Raw genomic sequence first — 19,858 nt, forward strand, 5'->3', positions numbered from 1 at the left:
GACAACACATATGGGAATTTAATTGACAAGCTGACCTTTAACATGGTATTTGACGTAACGGCTGAAAAATAGTAGGATAATATGTTATGGAGAGGTGATACCCATGTTTATGCCAATTATTGAATTTTGTATGAGTAATCTCGCCAGTGGCGCTCAAAAAGCACTGGAAAGGTTAGAAAAAGACCCAAACCTTGATATTATTGAATATGGATGTCTTGGGTATTGCGGGAAATGTGCTTCCACTCTTTTTGCGCTTGTGAATGGAGAAGTTGTAACAGGCCAAACACCGGATGAACTAGTTGATAATATTTACCAATATTTAGACGATAATCCAATGTTTTAATATATTTCAATACAGCAGAGGGGAGCGTAAACCGCTTCCTCCTTTTATTTTAATCATATAATACTCATAAGAAACGTATTAGTTGAGTCAGGAAGATACAGTGTATATACTATAAGAAAGACCCTCAAAAGGAGGAAAAAAATAAATGAGTAACGATGTAATTATTTTAACAGAAGCTGCGGCTCTCCAAATAAAAGAAATGATGAAACATAACGAAGAAGAAGGAGCTCTTTTACGAGTTAGTGTAAAGGGCGGTGGCTGTAGTGGTTTATCCTACGGTATGGGATTTGACCACGAAGTGAAGGAAGAGGATCTTCATTTTGTTCAGCATGGCATTCAAATACTTGTTGCTAAAGAGGATGCTCCTATATTAAATGGCACAAAGGTTGATTATAAGCAATCGATGATGGGCGGCGGATTTACGATTGACAATCCAAACGCAATTGCGTCTTGCGGCTGTGGTTCATCGTTTAGAACAGCAACAGCAGCAGGAACACCAGAAGAATGTTAATAAAATAGAAAGGCGCCGTAAATGGCGCCTTTTGCTTTTATTTGCCAAACATAGATGAACTGTGAAGAGGCTGGATTTTTGCTTTTGGATCGATAAATGCTTTCGCGTTGTTAACAGCTGTTGGCGCTTCACCAAATCCACAGGCAATCAATTTTACTTTCCCTTCATAGGTACAAATATCTCCAGCAGCATAGATTCCTGGTACATTTGTTTCCATTTTAGAATTTACGACAATGGAATTCTTCTCGATTGCCAAGCCCCACTCTTTTATTGGACCTAGTGAGGAAACGAAGCCATAGTTACAAATAACAGCATCAACATCAATTGCTTCCCTGCCATCACCATTAACCCCAGTAAGGACCACTTGTTTTATACCGCTGTCATCTCCGATTAACTCTGCTGGTACAAAAGGAGTTTTAACGATTACTTTAGAGTTATGCAAGTTCTCAACACTATGCTCGTGTGCTCTGAATTTATCTCTTCGGTGAACAATCGTTACTTCTTTTGCAATAGGTTCTAACATTAATGCCCAGTCAACAGCTGAATCACCGCCGCCGAAAACGACAACTTTTTGACCTGCAAATTTGTTAAGGTCGTCAATAAAGTAATGAAGGTTTTTTCGCTCATATTGTGCAGCACTCTCAAGCTCTAAACGGCGTGGTTGAAATGCACCATTACCTGCTGTAATAATGACTGTTTTTGAATAGTGAACTTCCGAATTGGTTGTTAATTTGAAAGTACCGTCCTCTTGTTTTTCTAATTTCTCGACGGATTGCTCTAAAGCAACAGCTGGTTCAAACTTAGCCATTTGCTCTTTTAGGTTATTAATTAGTTCTTGTGCACGGACTTTTGGGAACCCTGCAACATCGTAAATATATTTTTCAGGGTATAGTGCCGATAATTGACCACCTAATTGTGGCAGGCTTTCAATAATTTTTACAGAAGCTTGTCTCATTCCGCCGTAAAAGGCTGTAAATAGACCGGTAGGACCGCCCCCGATAATGGTAATATCATAAACTTTTTGATCTTCTTGCACGCTGTATCCCCCTTACTTATGTAGTAACAGACTCCATTCCTTATAATATCACAAAAACATAAAATCCTCACAACTTTTGGGGAATATTCAGAGTAGTTAATCAAGGGAAATTTAAAACTATTTTTATAAAAATAATTATATAAATCACTTGATAATGTGAAGAGTTTAGCATAATATGAATTGAGGATAGATGTTAATTTTTTGTGACAAAAAAGGGAAACTTTTGTGTCGTTGTACGTGAATTATATCACAAACTTTTTTCCTCTAAAGAAAATAAAAAAGTAGCAACCTGAGGAAGATAAGAACAAGTATAATACTCTAAATAAAAAAGGTGGAAGTGATCACTTTGAAAAAGCCAAAAATTGTTATTGTTGGTGCGGGTTATGGCGGGCTAATGACAACTGTAAGGTTGCAAAAGCTTGTTGGTGTAAATGAAGCGGATATCGTGTTAATTAATAAAAATGATTACCATTATGAAACGACTTGGCTGCATGAGGCTTCTGCAGGAACACTTCATCATGACCGTGTACGTTACGATATACGTGATGTTATTGATAGAAGTAAGGTTGATTTTGTTCAGGATACAGTTGTAGAAATCAAGAAAGAAGAGAAAAAGGTAATTCTAGAAAAAGGCGAAGTTGAGTATGACTATCTCGTTATTGCTCTTGGTGGAGAACCTGAAACCTTTGGAATTAAGGGATTAAAGGAATATGCTTTTGGAATTACCAATGTAAATTCATCACGTCAATTACGTGAGCATATTGAGTATCAATTTGCCACTTATAACATGGAAGAAGAAAAGAATGACAATCGTTTAGTTATCGTTGTTGGCGGAGCAGGCTTTACAGGTATTGAATTCTTAGGTGAATTAACAAATCGTATACCTGAGCTATGTCACGAATATGATGTAGATTCTCATAAAGTAAAAATTCTCTGTGTAGAAGCAGCACCAACTGTTTTGCCAGGGTTTGATCTTGAACTAGTTAACTATGCTGTATCACAATTAGAGCGTAAAGGGGTAGAATTCTTAATTGGGACTGCAATTAAAGAATGTACTCCAGATGGAATCATCGTAGCGAAAGGTGAAGAAGAACCACGTGAAATTAAGGCAGAAACCGTAGTATGGGCTGCTGGTGTACGTGGGAATTCAATCATTGAGAAATCAGGTTTTGAAGCAATGAGAGGTCGTGTCAAAGTTCAGCCTGACCTACGTGTACCAGGATTTGATGATGTATTTATTATCGGTGACAGCTCACTTGTGATCAATGAAGAAATCAATCGTCCATATCCTCCTACTGCACAAATTGCTATGCAGCAGGGTGAAGTCGTTGCTCGTAACTTAGCTGCATTGGTAAGAGGCAAGCAGGATCTTGAAACCTTTACGTTTGATAATAAAGGAACCGTTTGTTCACTTGGTCATGACGATGCCATTGGAGTTGTGTTTGGCAAAAAAGTAACTGGTGCTAAGGCGTCCTTTATGAAAAAAGTAGTCGATAATCGTTCGCTATACATGATTGGCGGCGCAGGGCTTGTATTAAAAAAGGGTAAATTTAATGTTTTCTAAATAGGAATTTGAAAAAAGGACAGAGAAATCTGTCCTTTTTTTGATACTATAAACATAAATAGGGAGGGTGAGGAGGCTTTACAATGAGTAATAAAGCGAAGCGAGGAAAGGTTTGGCTAGCAGTGGGCGGGTTAGTTAAATCTTCTCAGGGACATTGGCTGGTTGTTAAAAAGCGTTATGGTGGTCTAAAGGGAAAATGGTCACTGCCTGCAGGATTTGTAGACGAGGGTGAAACGGCAGATGAAGCAGTAGTTAGGGAGGTAAAGGAAGAAACCGGTATAGATTGCGTTGTTAAAGGTTTGATTGGGCTAAGAACAGGGGTCATTTCAGAAGAAATTAGTGATAATATGCTCGTCTTTTTACTCGAACCATTAGATGAAGGGAAAATCCAACATCAGGAAAATGAACTGTATGAGGCAAGGTTTATTGCACCTGAAGATCTCCTTCAGGAAAAAGAGGCTTCGATTATGCTGCATTATCTTATCAAACAAAGTCTCACATTTACCAAGCCTGGATATGATGGGCTAAACCCTGGTGATCAGTTTAACTATAGTGCTTATAAATTATTTTTCTAATTTTTAGATAATTTAAGTCACGCTGAGGAAATGAAAGAAAACTTATGATGTATCCGTTTTCTCATCTGAATTTGATTGAATTTCGTCCTTTCCTTTCTGTTAGATTCTTGATATATTATCAGAAAATTTAAATAATATATAAAGGAGCTGATAAGAATGCAATCGACTAGTTTAGATACTAAAAATTGTGATTATTGTTCAGGTACGGGATATTTTCAATTACTGCTTGGGGGTTCTGAAACATGTACCTGCTGCGAGGGCTCTGGCAAGAAACAGGAATAATTTTATAAAGATGCTTCCACGAGATACTTCGGGAAGCTATTTTTTTTGTATATTTTTCCTCGTATAGGTAACGATATTCTGATATGTAAGGATTGACTCCTATTTGGACATTAAGTAAACTAATAAATGGATGTGTAAAGGAGGTATTTCCATGCAGATGAGTATTGTTGTTTTAATTATATCGATTTTATTATTCTTTGTGTTGTTTTTTGGAATTGGTTTTATACTAAATATGCTTTTAAGAATGTCCTGGATTATGGCATTTATCTATCCAATTATTGCTATATTTATCGTTGATAAGGTAAAGTTTATCGAATATATAACAGATAGTAAAATAGCGTTTCAAGAACTTGGTCAAAAATTAGGGTCATTGGCAACAGCAGATGTCCTGATACTACTTAGCGGGTTAGCCGGTGCGATTGCTGCCGGTGTTACAATCAAAATGTTACGAAAAAATGGTTATCAAATGTTTTAAGCTTTTTGCCTGGGTTACTCCGATTTCAGAGTACCTTAGGTAAAAAGCTTTTTTAATGTATAGGTTTTTACTTCTTTTTGAATATTTCCTTGCAGGTTGGGAAATGAATATTTTGGGAGGAGTGAAAATTTTAAATGAATAAATTGAAAAATTGGACAAAGCGTTTTGCGATGGCCGTTCTTTTCCTGATGGCAATTCTAGTGACTATTCAATCTATCACAGGTATTGATGTTAAACTATTCATTAAACAAATGGTAGAACTCGAAGCCCATGCAGCTTCCAACGCCACAACCTCAGAGTCGCCGAAAGCACTAGAGGATGCCTTTGATTGGTCGAAATATCCGAAAAAAACAGTAATCGCAACAGGATATACAGCAGGTTATGAATCCACAGGTAAAAATGAAAACCATCCTGAGTATGGAATCACCTATTCAGGAGTCAAAGTAAAACGAGATTTATATTCAACTGTAGCTGCAGACCTATCGGTTTTTCCGATTGGAACGATTCTATTCATTCCTGGATATGGGTTAGGGGTTGTGGCAGACAAAGGTGGAGCTATTAAAGGAAATAAAGTCGATCTTTATTATGAAACTGTTGAGGACGTATATAACAAGTGGGGTAAAAAGGAAATCGAAGTATATATTATAGAGCAGGGAAATGGAAAACTTACTGAAACGGAGTTACAAGCCTTAAATGAAGACAAATCTATGCAGGTATTCCGTCAGCAGTATATTGGTTCAGAGAGAAAATAGTGCAGGCTTATAGCCTGCTATTTTTATTGAAGTAATGTAATAAAATACTTAGAAAGTCGAAATATATTTATTTTTCCGATATAATGAACAGGTAATTTATACGGAGGTGGGAAATACCATGTTTGATGTTAAAAGTGAATTTGACCTCAAAGAAAGTCACGAGGGATTGCTTATTGGACTTTTTGATAAACCCGAAAAGTTTACGGGTATCTTAGAGAAGTTGGATGAACAATTTGAAGGTCAATTAAGAGAGCTTGTCAGAACAGGTGATATTTCAGCAAAGTTTAAAAATATTAGCAAAGTACATAGCTTCGGAAAAATCGGAGCAAAAAGAATTTGGTTTGTGGGTCTTGGAAAAGAAAAGGATTTCAACTTTGAGAGGCTGTGTGAGGCTTTAGGGAAGGCGTTTAAAGCGTTAAAAGCAAGTAAGCTCCAAGAATGTGGCGCTCTGTTGGATTCCTTTACAGCGGGTTCAGTAAACGAACTAGAAGCAGCACATGCTGTAAGTGAGGCTTTTTCGCTTGCCACCTACCAATTCCAGGGTTACAAGCAAAAATCGAATGAACCGGAAAAAAGAATCGAAAAGATTACCGTCTATAGTGAGAGTACGGATAAGGAAGAAATTTCTGCTTCGCTGACAGTAGGTCTAGCTTTTGGGAAAGGAACCAACTCCGCTCGTACACTCGTAAATATTCCAGGCAATCTGCTTACCGCAAAGGACATGGCGGAATATGCCCGAGAGCTAGCTGCTAAATATGACTTTGAAGTTGAAATTCTTGATAAAGAGGAAATTGAGAAATTAGGTATGGGGGCTTTTCTAGCTGTTAACCAAGGTTCAACAGAGCCTCCTAAGATGATTGTTCTTAAGTACCAAGGGAAAGAACGATGGCAGGACGTTATTGGACTGGTTGGAAAAGGAATCACCTTTGATACAGGCGGCTATTCTATTAAAACGAAAGCTGGTATTGTGGGTATGAAATCGGATATGGGAGGAGCCGCTGCCGTTCTAGGTGCCATGGAAATCATCGGGGAATTAAAACCGGAACAAAACGTTGTCGCTGTTATTCCTTCAACGGATAATATGATTTCAGGTAATGCCTTTAAGCCGGATGATGTCATCACCTCAATGAGCGGGAAGACAATCGAGGTGTTAAATACTGACGCTGAAGGCCGTCTTGTGTTAGCAGATGCTGTCACCTATGCAAAGCACCATGGTGCGGAATATTTGGTTGATGTTGCTACCTTAACAGGTGGTGTTATTACGGCACTTGGATTACATACAACCGGTGCGATGACGAATCACGAAACACTGTATAAACAAGTATTAGAAGCCTCAATGGAGGCAGGAGAGCCGATGTGGCAATTACCGTTGTTTGAGAAGGATAAAGAACGAGTTAGAAACAGTAAAGTAGCAGATTTAAATAATTCTCCTGGTAGTGAGGGTCATGCCATTGTAGCAGGTGCCTTTATAGGGGAATTTACCGAGGGGACTCCTTGGGTTCATTTGGATATCGCTGGGACTGCTACGACATCTAAGGAACACGATCTTGGTCCTGCAGGAGCGACGGGTGTAATGACTCGTACACTCGCCCTATTCGTAGAACGATTTGAACCAATCGAAAAATAACCATTTGCCCAACCCATCCACTCTCTATTCGCATATGAAATAGTGTAGGCAAGTATTGCGAAGGGGAGGTTTGGCTGCATGTATTATTATCGAAGTCCATATCCAAAACACGATCAAAGATTTATTGGTTTTGGGCTGCCATTTTTAGGTGGGTTAGTTGGCGGATTGTTAGGAAGTGCCTTAATTTATCCTCGTCCATTCTATGGATATCCTCAACCATATTATGGTTATCCTGTTTATGGTCCTCCAGTATATGGTTACCCTGGATATGGAACACCTTATTATTAAGATTAAAAAAACAGCTTTCGCGGCTGTTTTTTCTTTGTACTTACATAAAAGGGAAATTCCAGCGTTAAAGAGAATATATAAATTTTAAAGAAAAAATGCATGAAAGGGGAGAGAGGAATGATCAAAAACACATTAATTGAAACATTAGGAATTGAAATAACACATTTAGAGCCAGGAAAAGTTATTGCCACTATGCCAGTGGATGAAAGAACACGCCAGCCATTTGGTTTATTGCATGGTGGTGCTTCCGTGGCACTAGCCGAAACCGTCGCGAGTATTGGAGCTTTTGAATTGGTTGATAAAGAAACAGAAGGAGCAGCAGGTTTAGAAATTAACGCCAACCATGTTCGACCCATTACCGAAGGAACCGTCACAGCGGTAGGAACGATTCTGCACCAAGGAAAAACAACGATGGTTTGGGATATTAAAATTACGGATGAAAAGGATCGACTCATTTGTATTTCAAGATGTACAATCGCAGTTATTAAATTGAAAAAGTGATGGTAAAGAAGATGGGATTTTTTCCATCTTTTTTTGGTTAAATTGATAAAATATTTAAAAAATTTATGTTGATTTCGTGATATAATGTAAGAAATATAGAGAATTAGTACAATACTTTGTACAGGTTTCTTTATATAATGGTAGTAAGAAAACTGAAAAAGGTGGTGAAAAAATGAAGGAAAAGAGACAAACTATCTTTATTGATTTTGAATTTACAATGCCTGAACGAAATGTCCGGATGAAGGACTTTTACGCCGAGATTATTGAGGTTGGACTCGTGGCAGTTGTTGATGATCAAATTACAGAGCAATTCTCGTCCTATGTAACACCACTAAAATTCCCAATTCTAACTGAACGCTGTAAATCATTCTTACATATTTCACAGCAGCAGGTTGACCAGGGAATTTCATTTTATGAACTCGTCCGGAAATTAGGAGAATTCAATAATCAGTATGAAACTACCATTGTCACTTGGGGAAATATGGATATGAAGGTACTAAGGCATAATTGTTTAGAAGCAGGCGTGGCATTTCCATTTAAAGCAACGGAATTAGATTTATCCATGGAGTATAAACGGTTCTTTGGGGACCAAAACCAAACAGGATTATGGAAAGCCGTACAGGAGTATGGTAAAGAGGGAACAGGAAAGCACCATAGAGCGCTTGATGACGCGTTGACTACTTACAATATATTCCGTCTTGTTGAAAAGGATAAACGTTATTTAGAAAAGCCAAAACCAACTACAATTGGGGACCGCATTGATTTTTCAAAACTATTAAATGAGTTCGCATAAAAGGCCAAATCATTCAATCTGATTTGGCCTTATGTTATTTATTTGAAATAATCTTTTTCTAGAGATGCGATACTTTTTAGACTCATTTCTGCCCAGTCTGATGCCTTTTCAGTTAACTCGTTTTTCATTTTTTCAACAGCTTGTTTTAATGACTCTTGATAGTCAGGGACTTCCTCTGTGAAAATCTTGACCATTTGCTTTGGAATGTTAGCTTGCTCCCTATATGATAGAGCCTTTCTTTCATGGAAAATCAATACGTCCACTTCTTTTGGATTATGTAAATCTCCTTGCATAGGATGTTTGACAACAGCTAAAACTCTGACTAAATAATGCTGCGGACGAACTTCGGTTATTTCCCCAATATATTTTCCTGTTTTATAAATTCCGGTAACAATTTCACCAATCTGTAATTCTGACAAAAAAACCACTCCTCAATCTTCTGTAGCCTTTATCCTATTATATAAAAAACGAAGTGCAAAAAACAAAAATATCGGTTAAATTAATAAAATGGAGGGATGATAGTGATGAAGAAAATGAAAATTTGGTTAGTGCTACTGATCGGTACGCTTATCCTGGCTGGATGTGGGACAAGCAAAGAGACAAAGGAAGCAGCTCCTAAGAGTAATGCTTCAAAAACAGAGGAAAAGGAAGGGAGCAAACAAGTGGAAAATGCAGTTTATCCTCAACTTTCAAATGAGGTTTCAGAGAATGAAAAACTGGTTGAAATAGAAACAACAATGGGTAACGTTAAAATTAAATTGTTCCCTGAATATGCTCCAAAAGCGGTAGAGAATTTTGTCACACATGGTGAGGAAGGGTATTATGATGGCCTAATTTTTCACCGGGTTATCAAAGACTTCATGATTCAGGGAGGCGACCCGAATGGAGACGGAACGGGTGGAGAAAGTATTTATGGAGCGCCATTCAAGGATGAGTTCTCAACGAATCTTTTTAATTTACGTGGGGCATTATCTATGGCTAATTCAGGGGCTAATACAAATGGAAGCCAATTTTTCATAGTAACGAAAAAATCAGTAGATCCGTCAATGAAAACGGAAATGGAAAAAGCGGGATTCCCAAAAGAAATTATTGAGGCTTATGAAGAAAGAGGGGGCACACCTTGGCTGGACCATCGCCATACAGTTTTTGGACAGGTAGTGGAGGGAATGGATATTGTTGATAAAATTTCTGAAACTCCGGTGGACGCTAAGGATAAGCCTGAAGAAGATGTAATAATAAAATCGATTAAGGTCTTGAAGTAAATCTCTTAAATTTCAAATAATGGCGGGATACACTTTTTGTTGCTATAATAAATATTTAGTGACATTCCTTTAAAGAAAGGGAGAAAAAGATGATCCAGTCATTTGTATTATCGTTATTTCTATACTTTCCAGAAGATAAATCGGAATACGGCCCAGCAGCAATTACATTTTTGATTTTTATGATTGGAGCCCTACTAACCATGCGGTTTATTATCAAGGTCTCTAAACGGGAAGCGTTGAAAGCGAAAGAACTCGAAGAAAAATTAATGTCTCAGCATAGGCAAGGAAACAGTGAACATTAAGCCGCTGTTTCTTTTTTTTACATAAATTTTCCACTCGAAGTTAAAACTATCACAAAAATGTCTATCTTAGGGGGGATATTTATGAAACGAGTTTGGATCATCATCCCACTTATTCTACTCACGGGTTGTTTAGAAAAGGATATCACAAAACTTGATGTGAAAATGATAAATGATAAGGGAGATTCTGTCGGGAAAGTTAACGTCCAAGAAGTGTCCAGTGGAGTCAAATTGACCTTCGATTTAAAGGGACTTCCTTCTGGAGAGCACGCCGTTCACATTCATGATAAGGGTGAATGTAAAAAACCAGACTTTAAATCAGCTGGAAAGGATTTAAATCCTGATGATAAAAAGCATGGTCTTTTGCACCCAGAGGGCGCGCATGCAGGCGACCTTCCTAATTTAATTGTTGAGGATGACGGAACAGTAAAAGCCGAATTAATGGCTCCGAATGTAACTCTAAAAGAGGGCAGGGCGACGTTAATTAGAAAAGATGGAACTACCATTGTGATACATGAAGAAAAGGATGATGGAATGACCCAGCCAGAAGGAGATGCTGGAGATGGGATTGCATGTGGTGAAATCTCTAAGGAACAATAATAGTATTAGTTACACTTAAGACAGCTAATTTTTTTAAAAAACAACTCCAATAATAGGCCATTTATCTAAGCTTATCAAACAGTCGGACATACACTAGCATGTAGACTGTAAGGAGGCGATTATAAATGGCAAAAAGACAAAATTTAGGCGGCTTTTTTGGACAATCCGGTTATCCGCAAATGGGAGGCTACCAGCAAGGCTATCCGCAAATGGGAGGCTACCAGCAAGGCTATCCGCAAATGGGAGGCTACCAGCAAGGCTATCCGCAAATGGGAGGCTACCAGCAAGGCTATCCGCAAATGGGAGGCCATCATCAAGGCTATCCGCAAATGGGAGGCCATCATCAAGGCTATCCGCAAATGGGAGGCTACCAGCAAGGCTATCCACAAATGGGAGGCTACCAGCAGGGTTATCCGCAAATGGGAGGCTATCAACAAGGTTATCCACAAATGGGCAGTTTTCAACAATATAGAAATTCAAAAATGAACAAGCCAAGCGGTAAGCGAAATAAATAAGTCCGAAAATTAGACGTTTTAAGCCTGTTTCTTCATAATTGAAGGACAGGCTTTCTTATTATAAAGACAAGGAGAATGCAATCATGGAAAATAAATTATTTTACCAAGACCCTTATATAAAAACATTTTCAGCGAATGTTGTAACACAAAGTATAGACGAACATGGAAATTACTATATTGTGTTGGATCAAACAGCATTTTATCCGACAGGCGGGGGACAACCGCATGATGTTGGAACAATTGAAAACATTAAAGTCGTAAATGTAGAGGAAGTTGAGGGAGAGGTTCGTCACTACCTCGAAACGGAATTAGAGGATATAAACGCAGCTGTGCACGGTGTTATCGATTGGGAGAGACGATTCGATCATATGCAACAGCATGCAGGTCAGCATATTCTCTCCGCGGCATTTGAACAACTTTTTGGGTACAAGACAGTAAGCTTTCATTTAGGGAATGAAACGCTGACAATTGATTTGGAAACAGAGAAACTTTTGGAATCTGAAGCATTCCGAGTAGAGGAACTTTCCAATCAAATCATTATTGAAAATTGGCCGATTGAAACAAAGTGGGTAACGGAAGAGGAGTTAGTGAATTATAATCTTCGAAAAGAGACCAAAGTAAAAGAGGATATCCGACTTGTTATTATTCCGAACTTCGATTACAACGGCTGCGGCGGAACTCATCCGAAAGCCACGGGTGAAGTGCAGGCAATAAAAATATTGGACTGGGAGAGGCAAAAGAAAAAAACACGAGTACAATTTGTTTGCGGAAATCGTGTCTTGAAACAGTTAAGCCAAAAACATAACGTGCTGTTGGAGTTAACGAAACTCCTGAATGCCCCCGAGAAAGAAATGCAGCATGCAGTTATTCGATTGTTAGAGAATGTAAAAATTGCTGAAAAAGAGTTAGAACAATCAGTAGAAGCATTGCTTCACTATGAGGCAAATAGCTTATTAGAAAAAGAGGAGAGTAAAATTGTCAGTAAGGTTTTTCAAAACAGAGGTATTCAGGAGCTACAAAAATTAGCCCGTAACATTATAGCAAAAGATGAAGAGGCAATCGTATTATTTGTGTCTCACAATGAAAATAGATTACAGCTTGTTTGTGCAAGGGGTACCACAGAAAAGGCAAGTATGAAAAAGGTTATGGGTGAAGCACTTCCATTCATTAATGGCAAGGGCGGAGGAAGTGATTCATTTGCACAAGGGGGAGGAGAAGCACTGATTTCAGGGGAACAAATGCTCAAGCATTTATTAGATTTCATTCAATAGATGTGGAAACCTCTGAGCTCAGGCGTCAATGTCACACTTTGTTTTTATTGTAAGCAAAAATGAGTATAATAAAAGTTAAAGGTCAAGAAAGGTGTGGGTTTGATGGGGATTTTTGATGGCATGATGGGAAATGCATCTGAGGTGAACCCTGGAGAGGCACAAAGGGAATTTGCTAGAATTCTTGCGAGTGAAGAAAGAATTGATAAAGCGTATAAATTAATTAGAGACTTATTTATATTTACGAATAAACGGCTAATTTTAGTGGATAAGCAGGGGTTAACAGGTAAGAAAGTTGAATATCATTCCATTCCATATAAAAGTATTACCCATTTCAGTATCGAGACCGCTGGGAGCTTTGATTTGGACGCAGAATTAAAAATCTGGATCTCAGGTAACGCACTCCCACTCCAAAAACAATTCAACAAAAACCTAAACATTTATGAACTTCAAACAGTATTAGCAGAATATGTACTGAAGTAGAAAAGCGGAAGCAGGAGAGAATGAAATGGAAAGTGAAATGAAAACAAATCTGCAATTTGTGGATGTATTAAATGAATGGGATCCTTTCAAATTAAAGAATGGAGATTATGACACGGAGATAGCTGACACCATCCAAGCCATTCATGAGTTAGTCAATCCAGAGGAATTAGCTGCAAGAATACAAAGTATATATGAATTTTCATTTGAAGAAATCATACCTCTTGAACAGTGTATTAAAATTGCTAATCAACTGCTGCTGATAAAGGATAACGACTCTTGTACGATATAAAACGACAGCTTAGGCTGTCGTTTTTTCATGCTAAGAATTGTTTAATATGCTGAAAAACATCCTCAGGACGTTCTTCAGGAACCAAATGACCCGTTTCCCTCAAAATAACCAGTTCAGATTCCTTTAAATCATCTTTCAAACGCTTCCCCACAGATAGCGGAACAACTTTGTCATACTCACCCCAAATTAATAAACATGGATGGACAATTTGCTTGAGCACTACAGTTGAGAGGTCACCTTCATGGTCGCGAATCATTCTAGTTAATGCCAGGAAAATTTCATCCTTTAAAAAAGGCTGTAAATAGCCAAACAGCATTTCATCACTAATCAAGGAATGGTCATGAACGACATTTTGAAGATTTTGCATGATACCTGAACGTGCAAGAAAAAACTTTACATAGAGGTGAAAATAGGGAATGTAACTGCCAATAATTAAAGGTAGTTTAGAGCGCTTGGAATAAGATGAACTGCAAAGAAGTACCGCCTTTTCGGCAATATCGGGCTGTTGATGCAGGATATTAAGGACAATTTGTCCGCCCATTGAATGACCAATTAGCGTAATTTCTTTTAAATCAAGTGCCGAAATAAGCTGAATTACAGTTTGTGCAAGATTACGATAGGAATAAACAAAATTGCTGCTTTTCTCGCTTTTTCCAAAGGGAGGAAGGTCAATGGAAACCACTTGAAATTCTTTGTTTAAAAAAGGGATTAATCGTCGATAGCTAAAAGTGGAAGAAAGAAATCCATGAAGTAATACAAGTGTCTTTTTGGAATCAGGGTTTGGATAGAGTTCATAATAAATATTAATATCATTGACTAGCTGATTACGATAAAAAACCTTCTCTTCCACGTGTTCAACCCACCTTCTGCTAATATGTCAGTGATAATAATTTCTCCAGTAGACTCCTATTTAACACTTACAAATACATTTTTTCCAAAAAAAAGAGGACAAACCAATGTGGTTGTCCACTTCAAAAAAGGGGGGAATACTAGAAAGCTTATATAATATTGATTTCCTATTTTTTTGAATTCTATACAGTGTTTTTGAAATTTTAAATATGTTGATCTAGTTGGTCTAATAATAGTTCAGAAGCAGGAATATCAAGAACAGTAGACAATTTAAGAAGGGTTTGAGTACTAGGAATTTGTTCGCCAGATTCATATTTTTCAATGGTTTGAATTCCTACTCTTATTTTTTGAGCTAATTCCTCTTTCGTCATTTTCAAATGCTCACGATAATTTTTGATCGTACTGCCAATTGTGTTCAAAATGATCACCTCTCCTATTTAGACATTATCCCATTTTTATTCTATCATAAAATTCTTTTTTCTAAAAAAAAAACCTATTCAAACATTTTGTTGACGTTTCCATCAGACTTTGAGGAAAACCTTTTTTGATTAAATGTTTACAATGTGCTATAATTTCTTATTGCGTATATAGAAGATAAAAATAATTATTTCTTAGGAGTGTTTTCATGACAGAAAAGATCGAAACTGGAAGTGTATTAACAGGTAAAGTAACAGGAATTCAACCTTATGGAGCGTTCATAGCATTAGATGAAAATACACAGGGACTTGTGCATATTTCTGAAATTACACATGGTTATGTAAAAGATATTAACGATCATTTGAAAGTTGGAGATGAAGTTAAGGTAAAAGTATTATCAATTGATGAAAATGCTGGCAAAATTGGTTTATCTATCCGCGCAACGGAAGAAGCCCCTGTACAACAGGCTGTTGCTAAACCAAAGAAGCCTCGTAAGCGTCAAGCTGCTGCAATTGTACCAGAAGTTGATGGCCAACAAGGTTTTAACACATTAAAAGACAAGCTTCAAGAGTGGATTGACCAATCTCAGCGTGAAGATTTAATTAAGAAATAATACAATGATTAAAAAGCCTAGTGCCTTGCTAATTACAGCGGGAACTAGGCTTTTTTTGAAAAGATTTTTTCATAATGGTTCATTCTTTTTGCAGGCTCGGCTACAATAGGTATGTACGTACATAATTCACCGGTGAAACGGAGGAAAAGGTTTAATGGCGGCAGAAATGAAAACAGAGCAATTAATTGAACAAACCGAGAAATATGGGGCAAATAACTATCATCCACTTCCAATTGTTATTTCACGCGCTGAGGGAATTTGGGTAGAAGACCCTGAAGGAAATAAATATATGGATATGTTAAGTGCTTATTCCGCAGTAAATCAAGGCCATCGCCACCCAAAAATTATTCAAGCATTAAAAGATCAAGCAGATAAAGTAACGTTAACTTCTCGCGCTTTTCATAATGACCAATTAGGTCCATGGTATGAGAAGATTTGCAAATTAACAAAAAAAGAAATGGCGCTTCCTATGAATACAGGTGCTGAGGCAGTAGAAACAGCCGTTAAGGCCGCACGCAGATGGTCTTATGATGTAAAAGGCGTTGCTCGGGACCAAGCAGAAATTATCGCCTGCACAGGAAACTTCCATGGCAGAACGATGACTGCCGTTTCCTTGTCATCTGAAGCAGAGTATAAGCGTGGATTTGGACCAATGCTTCCAGGTATAAAACTAATCCCTTATGGTGATTTAAACGCTTTAAAATCAGCGATTACAGCCAATACGGCAGCCTTTTTAATTGAGCCTATTCAAGGTGAGGCCGGTATTGTAATTCCTCCTGAAGGCTTTATGAAAGATGCCTTTGAATTATGTAAACAAAACAATGTTCTATTTATTGCCGATGAAATTCAGGCTGGATTGGCCCGTACGGGAAAAATGTTTGCCTGTGAGTGGGAGGGAATAGAGCCAGATATGTATATTCTTGGTAAGGCTCTAGGCGGCGGGGTATTCCCAATTTCCTGTGTAGTCGCAAACCAAGATATTTTAGGTGTATTTAATCCAGGATCACACGGTTCTACCTTCGGAGGAAATCCACTAGCATGCGCAGTATCAATCGCTGCTTTAGATGTACTGATTGACGAGAATCTATCCGATAAATCACTGGAGTTAGGACAATATTTTGTAAGTAAATTAAAAGAAATTAAGAATCCGCGAATTAAGGACGTGAGAGGTCGTGGGTTGTTTATCGGTGTAGAGTTAACTGAGCCTGCACGAAAATATTGTGAAGATTTAAAGGAGGAAGGGCTGTTATGTAAGGAAACACATGATACAGTGATTCGTTTCGCTCCTCCTCTGATTATAAGTAAAGATGAACTAGATTGGGCGATTGAACGCATTAAAAAAGTACTTAGTTAATTGAAAAATTTGAGGTGCCAAAATGGGGAAGAATGACGTAACAAATAGTGTGGGTGACAATGGTAAAGAAACATTGAATCTACTGACATCAACACAGATTGTTATTCAAGATGCATTGCAAAGACTAGGACTTCCATTATCTGCATTTGAGTTGTTGAGAGAACCTGTGCGGATGCTTCAAGTGCGGATTCCGGTACGGATGGATGATGGTTCAGTAAAAATTTTTAGCGGCTACAGGGCACAGCATAATGATTCCGTTGGGCCGACGATTGGCGGTGTCCGCTTCCATCCAAAGATTAATGATGATGATATCAAGGCTTTAGCCATGTGGATGAGCATGAAATGTGGAATTGCTGATTTACCATTTGGAGGTGGAAAGGGCGGTATTATTTGTAATCCTCGTACCCTTTCATTTGGTGAACTTGAACGCTTAAGCCGCGGATATGTCCGCTCCATTAGTCAAATTGTCGGACCAACCAAAGATATCCCGGCACCGGATATGTATACCAATTCTCAAGTCATGGCCTGGATGATGGATGAATACAGTCGTCTCAGGAAGTTCGACTCTCCTGGTTTTATAACAGGGAAGCCCCTTGTCCTTGGGGGTTCAGAAGTGAGGGAAGAAGCGGGGGCACTGGGTGCAGCTATTTGTATTGAAGAAGCTGCGAAATTACGCGGATTTCCCCTAAAAGGGGCTCGTATCATTGTTCAAGGCTTTGGGAATGCTGGAAGTTACATCGCAAAATTCATGCATAAATCGGGAGCCATTATCGTTGGAATTTCAGATGTATATGGCGCCCTTTATGATCCGGATGGTTTAAATATTGACTATTTACTTAGTCGCCGCGACAGTTTTGGTACCGTTACTTCCCTTTTTGATGGAACAATCACTAATGAAGAATTGCTTGAACAGGAATGTGATATTCTCGTACCTGCGGCAACTTCAAATCAAATTACAGCCAAGAATGCTCAAAATATTAGAGCAAAGATAATTGTGGAGGCTGCCAATGGTCCTACAACCATTGAGGCCACCAGAATTCTTTCTGAGCGGGGGGTACTGCTTGTTCCCGATGTCCTAGCAGGAGCTGGTGGAGTCACGGTCTCTTATTTCGAATGGGTTCAAAACAAACAGGGATATTATTGGGATGACAAGGAAGTCACAATGAAGTTACGTGAAAAAATGGTTAGTGCGTTTCACCAAATATATGACATCTCAAAACTCAACCATGTGAATCTGCGTACAGCGGCATATATGGTCGGTGTAAGAAAAATGGTAGAAGCCTCAGAGTTTAGAGGATGGATATGAAAAAATCCTTGCAAAAATATGCAAGGATTTTTTTATTATCGTGTTGTGTCTGTTTGTGGTTCTCTAACATGCTGCTCATTTGGCTTGAACAGCAATCCTAGGTTAATAAGTCCAGCTATTCCGACTAACCCATATATAATTCTAGAAAGAGCTGAATTATCGCCAAATATGGCTTCAACTAAATTAAATCCAAAAAAACCAATTAATCCCCAGTTTATAGCACCAATGATTGTCAGGATTAGAGCAATTCTTTGAATTGTACTCAAGGTAAATTCCTCCTATCAATATACTTTCAATAATAGGTTGCTAAAATTGGAATGAAATATTCATCTGTTTAACCTTTGCAAAATATTTTTTTTTCAATAATAATGGGATGTGGAAAGGATGTGCATAGCATGCAAAATTTTACCTTTTGGAATCCAACCAAATTAATTTTTGGAAAAGGACAGCTTGAACAATTAAAATCTGAAGTCCCTCGTTATGGAAAGAAAGTGCTTGTGGTTTACGGCGGTGGCAGCATTAAGCGCAGCGGTCTTTATGACAATGTAATTAACTTGTTGAATGAAATCGACGCACAAGTGTTTGAATTGCCTGGAGTTGAACCGAATCCGCGGATTACAACAGCCCGTAAAGGGGTGGAAATCTGTAAAAACGAAGGGATCGATATACTCTTAGCTGTTGGCGGCGGCAGTGTTATTGACTGTACGAAGTTAATTGCAGCAGGTGCAAAGTATGACGGTGACGCTTGGGACCTGGTTACAAGAAAAGCGGCTGTAAATGAAGCATTGCCATTTGGGACAGTCCTTACATTAGCGGCTACTGGTTCAGAAATGAACTCAGGCTCCGTTATTACCAATTGGGAGACAAATGAAAAATATGGGTGGGGAAGTCCGTTTACGTTCCCGAAATTCTCGATTTTGGATCCTGTACATACTTTTTCCGTTCCACGGGATCAAACCATATATGGAATTGTCGATATGATGTCCCATGTTTTAGAGCATTATTTTCATTTGGAAGAGAATACATTATTCCAGGATCGTATGTGTGAATCATTACTCATTACGGTTATGGAAACAGCACCTAAATTGCTTGAAAATCTCGAAAGCTATGAACATCGAGCTACCATCCTTTATAGCGGAACAATGGCTTTAAACGGTATCTTAAATATGGGCTATCGAGGTGATTGGGCTACACATAATCTAGAACATGCCGTATCAGCGGTTTATGATATCCCACATGGCGGAGGTCTTGCAATTTTATTCCCACACTGGATGAAACATAACCTTAAGGTAAAACCAGAGCGTTTTAAACAGCTTGCTGTAAGAGTCTTTGGGGTGAATCCAGAAGGAAAAACTGCTGAAGAAGCAGGCCTTGAAGGAATACAAAAATTACGTGAATACTGGAACAGTATCGGTGCACCAGAGCGACTAGCAGACTATAATATCGATGACAGCAAACTAGAACTCATGGTAGACAGAGCAATGGTCTACGGCGAATTCGGAAACTTTACAAAACTTAATAGAGAAGACGTGTTAGCCATTTATCGTGAGTCACTTTAAACAGAAGACTATTTTAAACGTTAAATGTTGATTTTGCACCCTGTTGATTGGAGCGGAAGGCACGAAGACTCCTCGAAAATGCTATCGCATTTTCTTCGTGCGTGGGCAGATTCGAGGAAGTAAATCAATGTCCTGCGGGAGTACGGGGCTGGGGAGACCCCACAGGCGCTTCAGCGCCGAGGAGGCTCCCCGGCACGCCCTAAGGTGCGCGAAGTGACTCGTGACAGGCAAAGACCGCCTGTCCCTGCGGTGATTATTCAAAGAAGCTTTCCTTAGTGGAGCGGAAATCAACAGGCC

Annotated in this window: 27 protein-coding genes; 22 read left to right on the forward strand and 5 right to left on the reverse strand. The window is 38.5% G+C overall.

Features of this window, described 5'->3' with window-relative positions; genetic code table 11:
• The first annotated feature begins 103 nt into the window (after window positions 1-103).
• Complete coding sequence (locus QFZ31_RS25875) at window positions 104-343, forward strand: YuzB family protein (protein WP_307308601.1); 240 nt, start codon at window positions 104-106, stop codon at window positions 341-343.
• A gap of 145 nt (window positions 344-488) precedes the next feature.
• Entirely contained in the window at window positions 489-854 is a 366-nt protein-coding gene (locus QFZ31_RS25880; RefSeq protein ID WP_307308602.1) for a HesB/IscA family protein, read from the forward strand.
• A gap of 37 nt (window positions 855-891) precedes the next feature.
• Here the strand turns inward: QFZ31_RS25880 and QFZ31_RS25885 are convergent, their stop codons facing one another.
• Window positions 892-1,890 carry an NAD(P)/FAD-dependent oxidoreductase gene (locus QFZ31_RS25885; RefSeq protein ID WP_307308605.1) on the reverse strand — a complete coding sequence of 333 codons (999 nt, stop codon included), beginning with the start codon at window positions 1,888-1,890 and terminating at the stop codon, window positions 892-894.
• A gap of 346 nt (window positions 1,891-2,236) precedes the next feature.
• Here QFZ31_RS25885 and QFZ31_RS25890 point away from each other — a divergent pair, with 346 nt between their 5' ends.
• The 9 genes from QFZ31_RS25890 to kapD all read left to right on the forward strand — a co-directional run bounded on the left by QFZ31_RS25890 (window position 2,237) and on the right by kapD (window position 8,747).
• Window positions 2,237-3,454 carry an NAD(P)/FAD-dependent oxidoreductase gene (locus QFZ31_RS25890; protein ID WP_307308608.1) on the forward strand — a complete coding sequence of 406 codons (1,218 nt, stop codon included), beginning with the start codon at window positions 2,237-2,239 and terminating at the stop codon, window positions 3,452-3,454.
• Window positions 3,455-3,537: 83 nt separating this feature from the next.
• Window positions 3,538-4,029, forward strand: coding sequence for an NUDIX hydrolase (locus QFZ31_RS25895; protein WP_179595324.1), 492 nt, complete (start codon window positions 3,538-3,540; stop codon window positions 4,027-4,029).
• Window positions 4,030-4,185: 156 nt separating this feature from the next.
• Window positions 4,186-4,311 carry a YuiA family protein gene (locus QFZ31_RS25900; RefSeq protein ID WP_307308613.1) on the forward strand — a complete coding sequence of 42 codons (126 nt, stop codon included), beginning with the start codon at window positions 4,186-4,188 and terminating at the stop codon, window positions 4,309-4,311.
• A gap of 151 nt (window positions 4,312-4,462) precedes the next feature.
• On the forward strand, window positions 4,463-4,786 hold the full coding sequence (locus QFZ31_RS25905; protein ID WP_307308616.1) for a YuiB family protein: 324 nt from the start codon (window positions 4,463-4,465) through the stop codon (window positions 4,784-4,786).
• Window positions 4,787-4,920: 134 nt separating this feature from the next.
• Window positions 4,921-5,538 (forward strand): 3D domain-containing protein, encoded by a 618-nt coding sequence (locus tag QFZ31_RS25910; protein WP_307308619.1) that lies wholly within the window; start codon window positions 4,921-4,923, stop codon window positions 5,536-5,538.
• Window positions 5,539-5,656: 118 nt separating this feature from the next.
• Window positions 5,657-7,165: a leucyl aminopeptidase gene (locus tag QFZ31_RS25915; protein WP_307308621.1), complete on the forward strand. Its 1,509-nt coding sequence runs from the start codon at window positions 5,657-5,659 to the stop codon at window positions 7,163-7,165.
• 78 nt (window positions 7,166-7,243) lie between these two features.
• Window positions 7,244-7,453, forward strand: coding sequence for a hypothetical protein (locus tag QFZ31_RS25920; RefSeq protein WP_307308623.1), 210 nt, complete (start codon window positions 7,244-7,246; stop codon window positions 7,451-7,453).
• 117 nt (window positions 7,454-7,570) lie between these two features.
• Window positions 7,571-7,954: a hotdog fold thioesterase gene (locus QFZ31_RS25925; RefSeq protein WP_179595330.1), complete on the forward strand. Its 384-nt coding sequence runs from the start codon at window positions 7,571-7,573 to the stop codon at window positions 7,952-7,954.
• A 172-nt stretch (window positions 7,955-8,126) separates the two neighbouring features.
• A complete protein-coding gene (kapD, locus tag QFZ31_RS25930; RefSeq protein WP_307308626.1) occupies window positions 8,127-8,747 on the forward strand; it encodes a 3'-5' exonuclease KapD in 621 nt (206 codons plus the stop codon).
• Between the two features lie 38 nt (window positions 8,748-8,785).
• Here the strand turns inward: kapD and QFZ31_RS25935 are convergent, their stop codons facing one another.
• Complete coding sequence (locus QFZ31_RS25935; protein ID WP_307308628.1) at window positions 8,786-9,166, reverse strand: kinase-associated lipoprotein B; 381 nt, start codon at window positions 9,164-9,166, stop codon at window positions 8,786-8,788.
• A gap of 105 nt (window positions 9,167-9,271) precedes the next feature.
• Here QFZ31_RS25935 and QFZ31_RS25940 point away from each other — a divergent pair, with 105 nt between their 5' ends.
• From QFZ31_RS25940 to QFZ31_RS25970, 7 genes are all read left to right on the forward strand, one after another.
• Complete coding sequence (locus QFZ31_RS25940) at window positions 9,272-10,009, forward strand: peptidylprolyl isomerase (protein ID WP_307308630.1); 738 nt, start codon at window positions 9,272-9,274, stop codon at window positions 10,007-10,009.
• Between the two features lie 89 nt (window positions 10,010-10,098).
• On the forward strand, window positions 10,099-10,311 hold the full coding sequence (locus QFZ31_RS25945; protein WP_307308633.1) for a hypothetical protein: 213 nt from the start codon (window positions 10,099-10,101) through the stop codon (window positions 10,309-10,311).
• Window positions 10,312-10,392: 81 nt separating this feature from the next.
• The gene (locus tag QFZ31_RS25950; protein WP_307308635.1) at window positions 10,393-10,908 is read left to right on the forward strand and encodes a superoxide dismutase family protein; all 516 of its coding nucleotides are present in this window, start codon (window positions 10,393-10,395) and stop codon (window positions 10,906-10,908) included.
• A 125-nt stretch (window positions 10,909-11,033) separates the two neighbouring features.
• Window positions 11,034-11,423: a proline-rich domain-containing protein gene (locus tag QFZ31_RS25955; protein WP_307308638.1), complete on the forward strand. Its 390-nt coding sequence runs from the start codon at window positions 11,034-11,036 to the stop codon at window positions 11,421-11,423.
• A gap of 38 nt (window positions 11,424-11,461) precedes the next feature.
• The gene (locus tag QFZ31_RS25960; protein ID WP_307308640.1) at window positions 11,462-12,694 is read left to right on the forward strand and encodes an alanyl-tRNA editing protein; all 1,233 of its coding nucleotides are present in this window, start codon (window positions 11,462-11,464) and stop codon (window positions 12,692-12,694) included.
• A 102-nt stretch (window positions 12,695-12,796) separates the two neighbouring features.
• Window positions 12,797-13,174: a PH domain-containing protein gene (locus QFZ31_RS25965; protein ID WP_307308642.1), complete on the forward strand. Its 378-nt coding sequence runs from the start codon at window positions 12,797-12,799 to the stop codon at window positions 13,172-13,174.
• Window positions 13,175-13,199: 25 nt separating this feature from the next.
• The gene (locus tag QFZ31_RS25970; RefSeq protein WP_307308645.1) at window positions 13,200-13,463 is read left to right on the forward strand and encodes a DUF1871 family protein; all 264 of its coding nucleotides are present in this window, start codon (window positions 13,200-13,202) and stop codon (window positions 13,461-13,463) included.
• A gap of 25 nt (window positions 13,464-13,488) precedes the next feature.
• Here the strand turns inward: QFZ31_RS25970 and QFZ31_RS25975 are convergent, their stop codons facing one another.
• Together QFZ31_RS25975 and QFZ31_RS25980 are read right to left on the reverse strand one after the other, a co-directional pair.
• Entirely contained in the window at window positions 13,489-14,313 is an 825-nt protein-coding gene (locus QFZ31_RS25975) for an alpha/beta fold hydrolase (protein ID WP_307308648.1), read from the reverse strand.
• A gap of 202 nt (window positions 14,314-14,515) precedes the next feature.
• The gene (locus QFZ31_RS25980; protein ID WP_179595340.1) at window positions 14,516-14,731 is read right to left on the reverse strand and encodes a helix-turn-helix domain-containing protein; all 216 of its coding nucleotides are present in this window, start codon (window positions 14,729-14,731) and stop codon (window positions 14,516-14,518) included.
• Window positions 14,732-14,937: 206 nt separating this feature from the next.
• Here QFZ31_RS25980 and yugI point away from each other — a divergent pair, with 206 nt between their 5' ends.
• The 3 genes from yugI to QFZ31_RS25995 all read left to right on the forward strand — a co-directional run bounded on the left by yugI (window position 14,938) and on the right by QFZ31_RS25995 (window position 18,002).
• On the forward strand, window positions 14,938-15,342 hold the full coding sequence (gene yugI, locus QFZ31_RS25985; RefSeq protein WP_179595341.1) for a S1 domain-containing post-transcriptional regulator GSP13: 405 nt from the start codon (window positions 14,938-14,940) through the stop codon (window positions 15,340-15,342).
• A 154-nt stretch (window positions 15,343-15,496) separates the two neighbouring features.
• Window positions 15,497-16,696, forward strand: a complete 1,200-nt coding sequence (locus QFZ31_RS25990; protein WP_307308653.1) for an ornithine--oxo-acid transaminase — start codon at window positions 15,497-15,499, stop codon at window positions 16,694-16,696.
• A gap of 22 nt (window positions 16,697-16,718) precedes the next feature.
• The gene (locus QFZ31_RS25995) at window positions 16,719-18,002 is read left to right on the forward strand and encodes a Glu/Leu/Phe/Val family dehydrogenase (RefSeq protein WP_307308654.1); all 1,284 of its coding nucleotides are present in this window, start codon (window positions 16,719-16,721) and stop codon (window positions 18,000-18,002) included.
• 35 nt (window positions 18,003-18,037) lie between these two features.
• Here the strand turns inward: QFZ31_RS25995 and QFZ31_RS26000 are convergent, their stop codons facing one another.
• A complete protein-coding gene (locus tag QFZ31_RS26000) occupies window positions 18,038-18,268 on the reverse strand; it encodes a DUF378 domain-containing protein (RefSeq protein ID WP_034674139.1) in 231 nt (76 codons plus the stop codon).
• A gap of 129 nt (window positions 18,269-18,397) precedes the next feature.
• Between QFZ31_RS26000 and QFZ31_RS26005 the strand changes: the two genes are divergently transcribed.
• Window positions 18,398-19,561: an iron-containing alcohol dehydrogenase gene (locus QFZ31_RS26005; RefSeq protein ID WP_307308657.1), complete on the forward strand. Its 1,164-nt coding sequence runs from the start codon at window positions 18,398-18,400 to the stop codon at window positions 19,559-19,561.
• Window positions 19,562-19,858 lie beyond the last annotated feature (297 nt).

The sequence above is a fragment of the Neobacillus niacini genome (assembly GCF_030817595.1).
Classification (GTDB): domain Bacteria; phylum Bacillota; class Bacilli; order Bacillales; family Cytobacillaceae; genus Neobacillus; species Neobacillus niacini_G.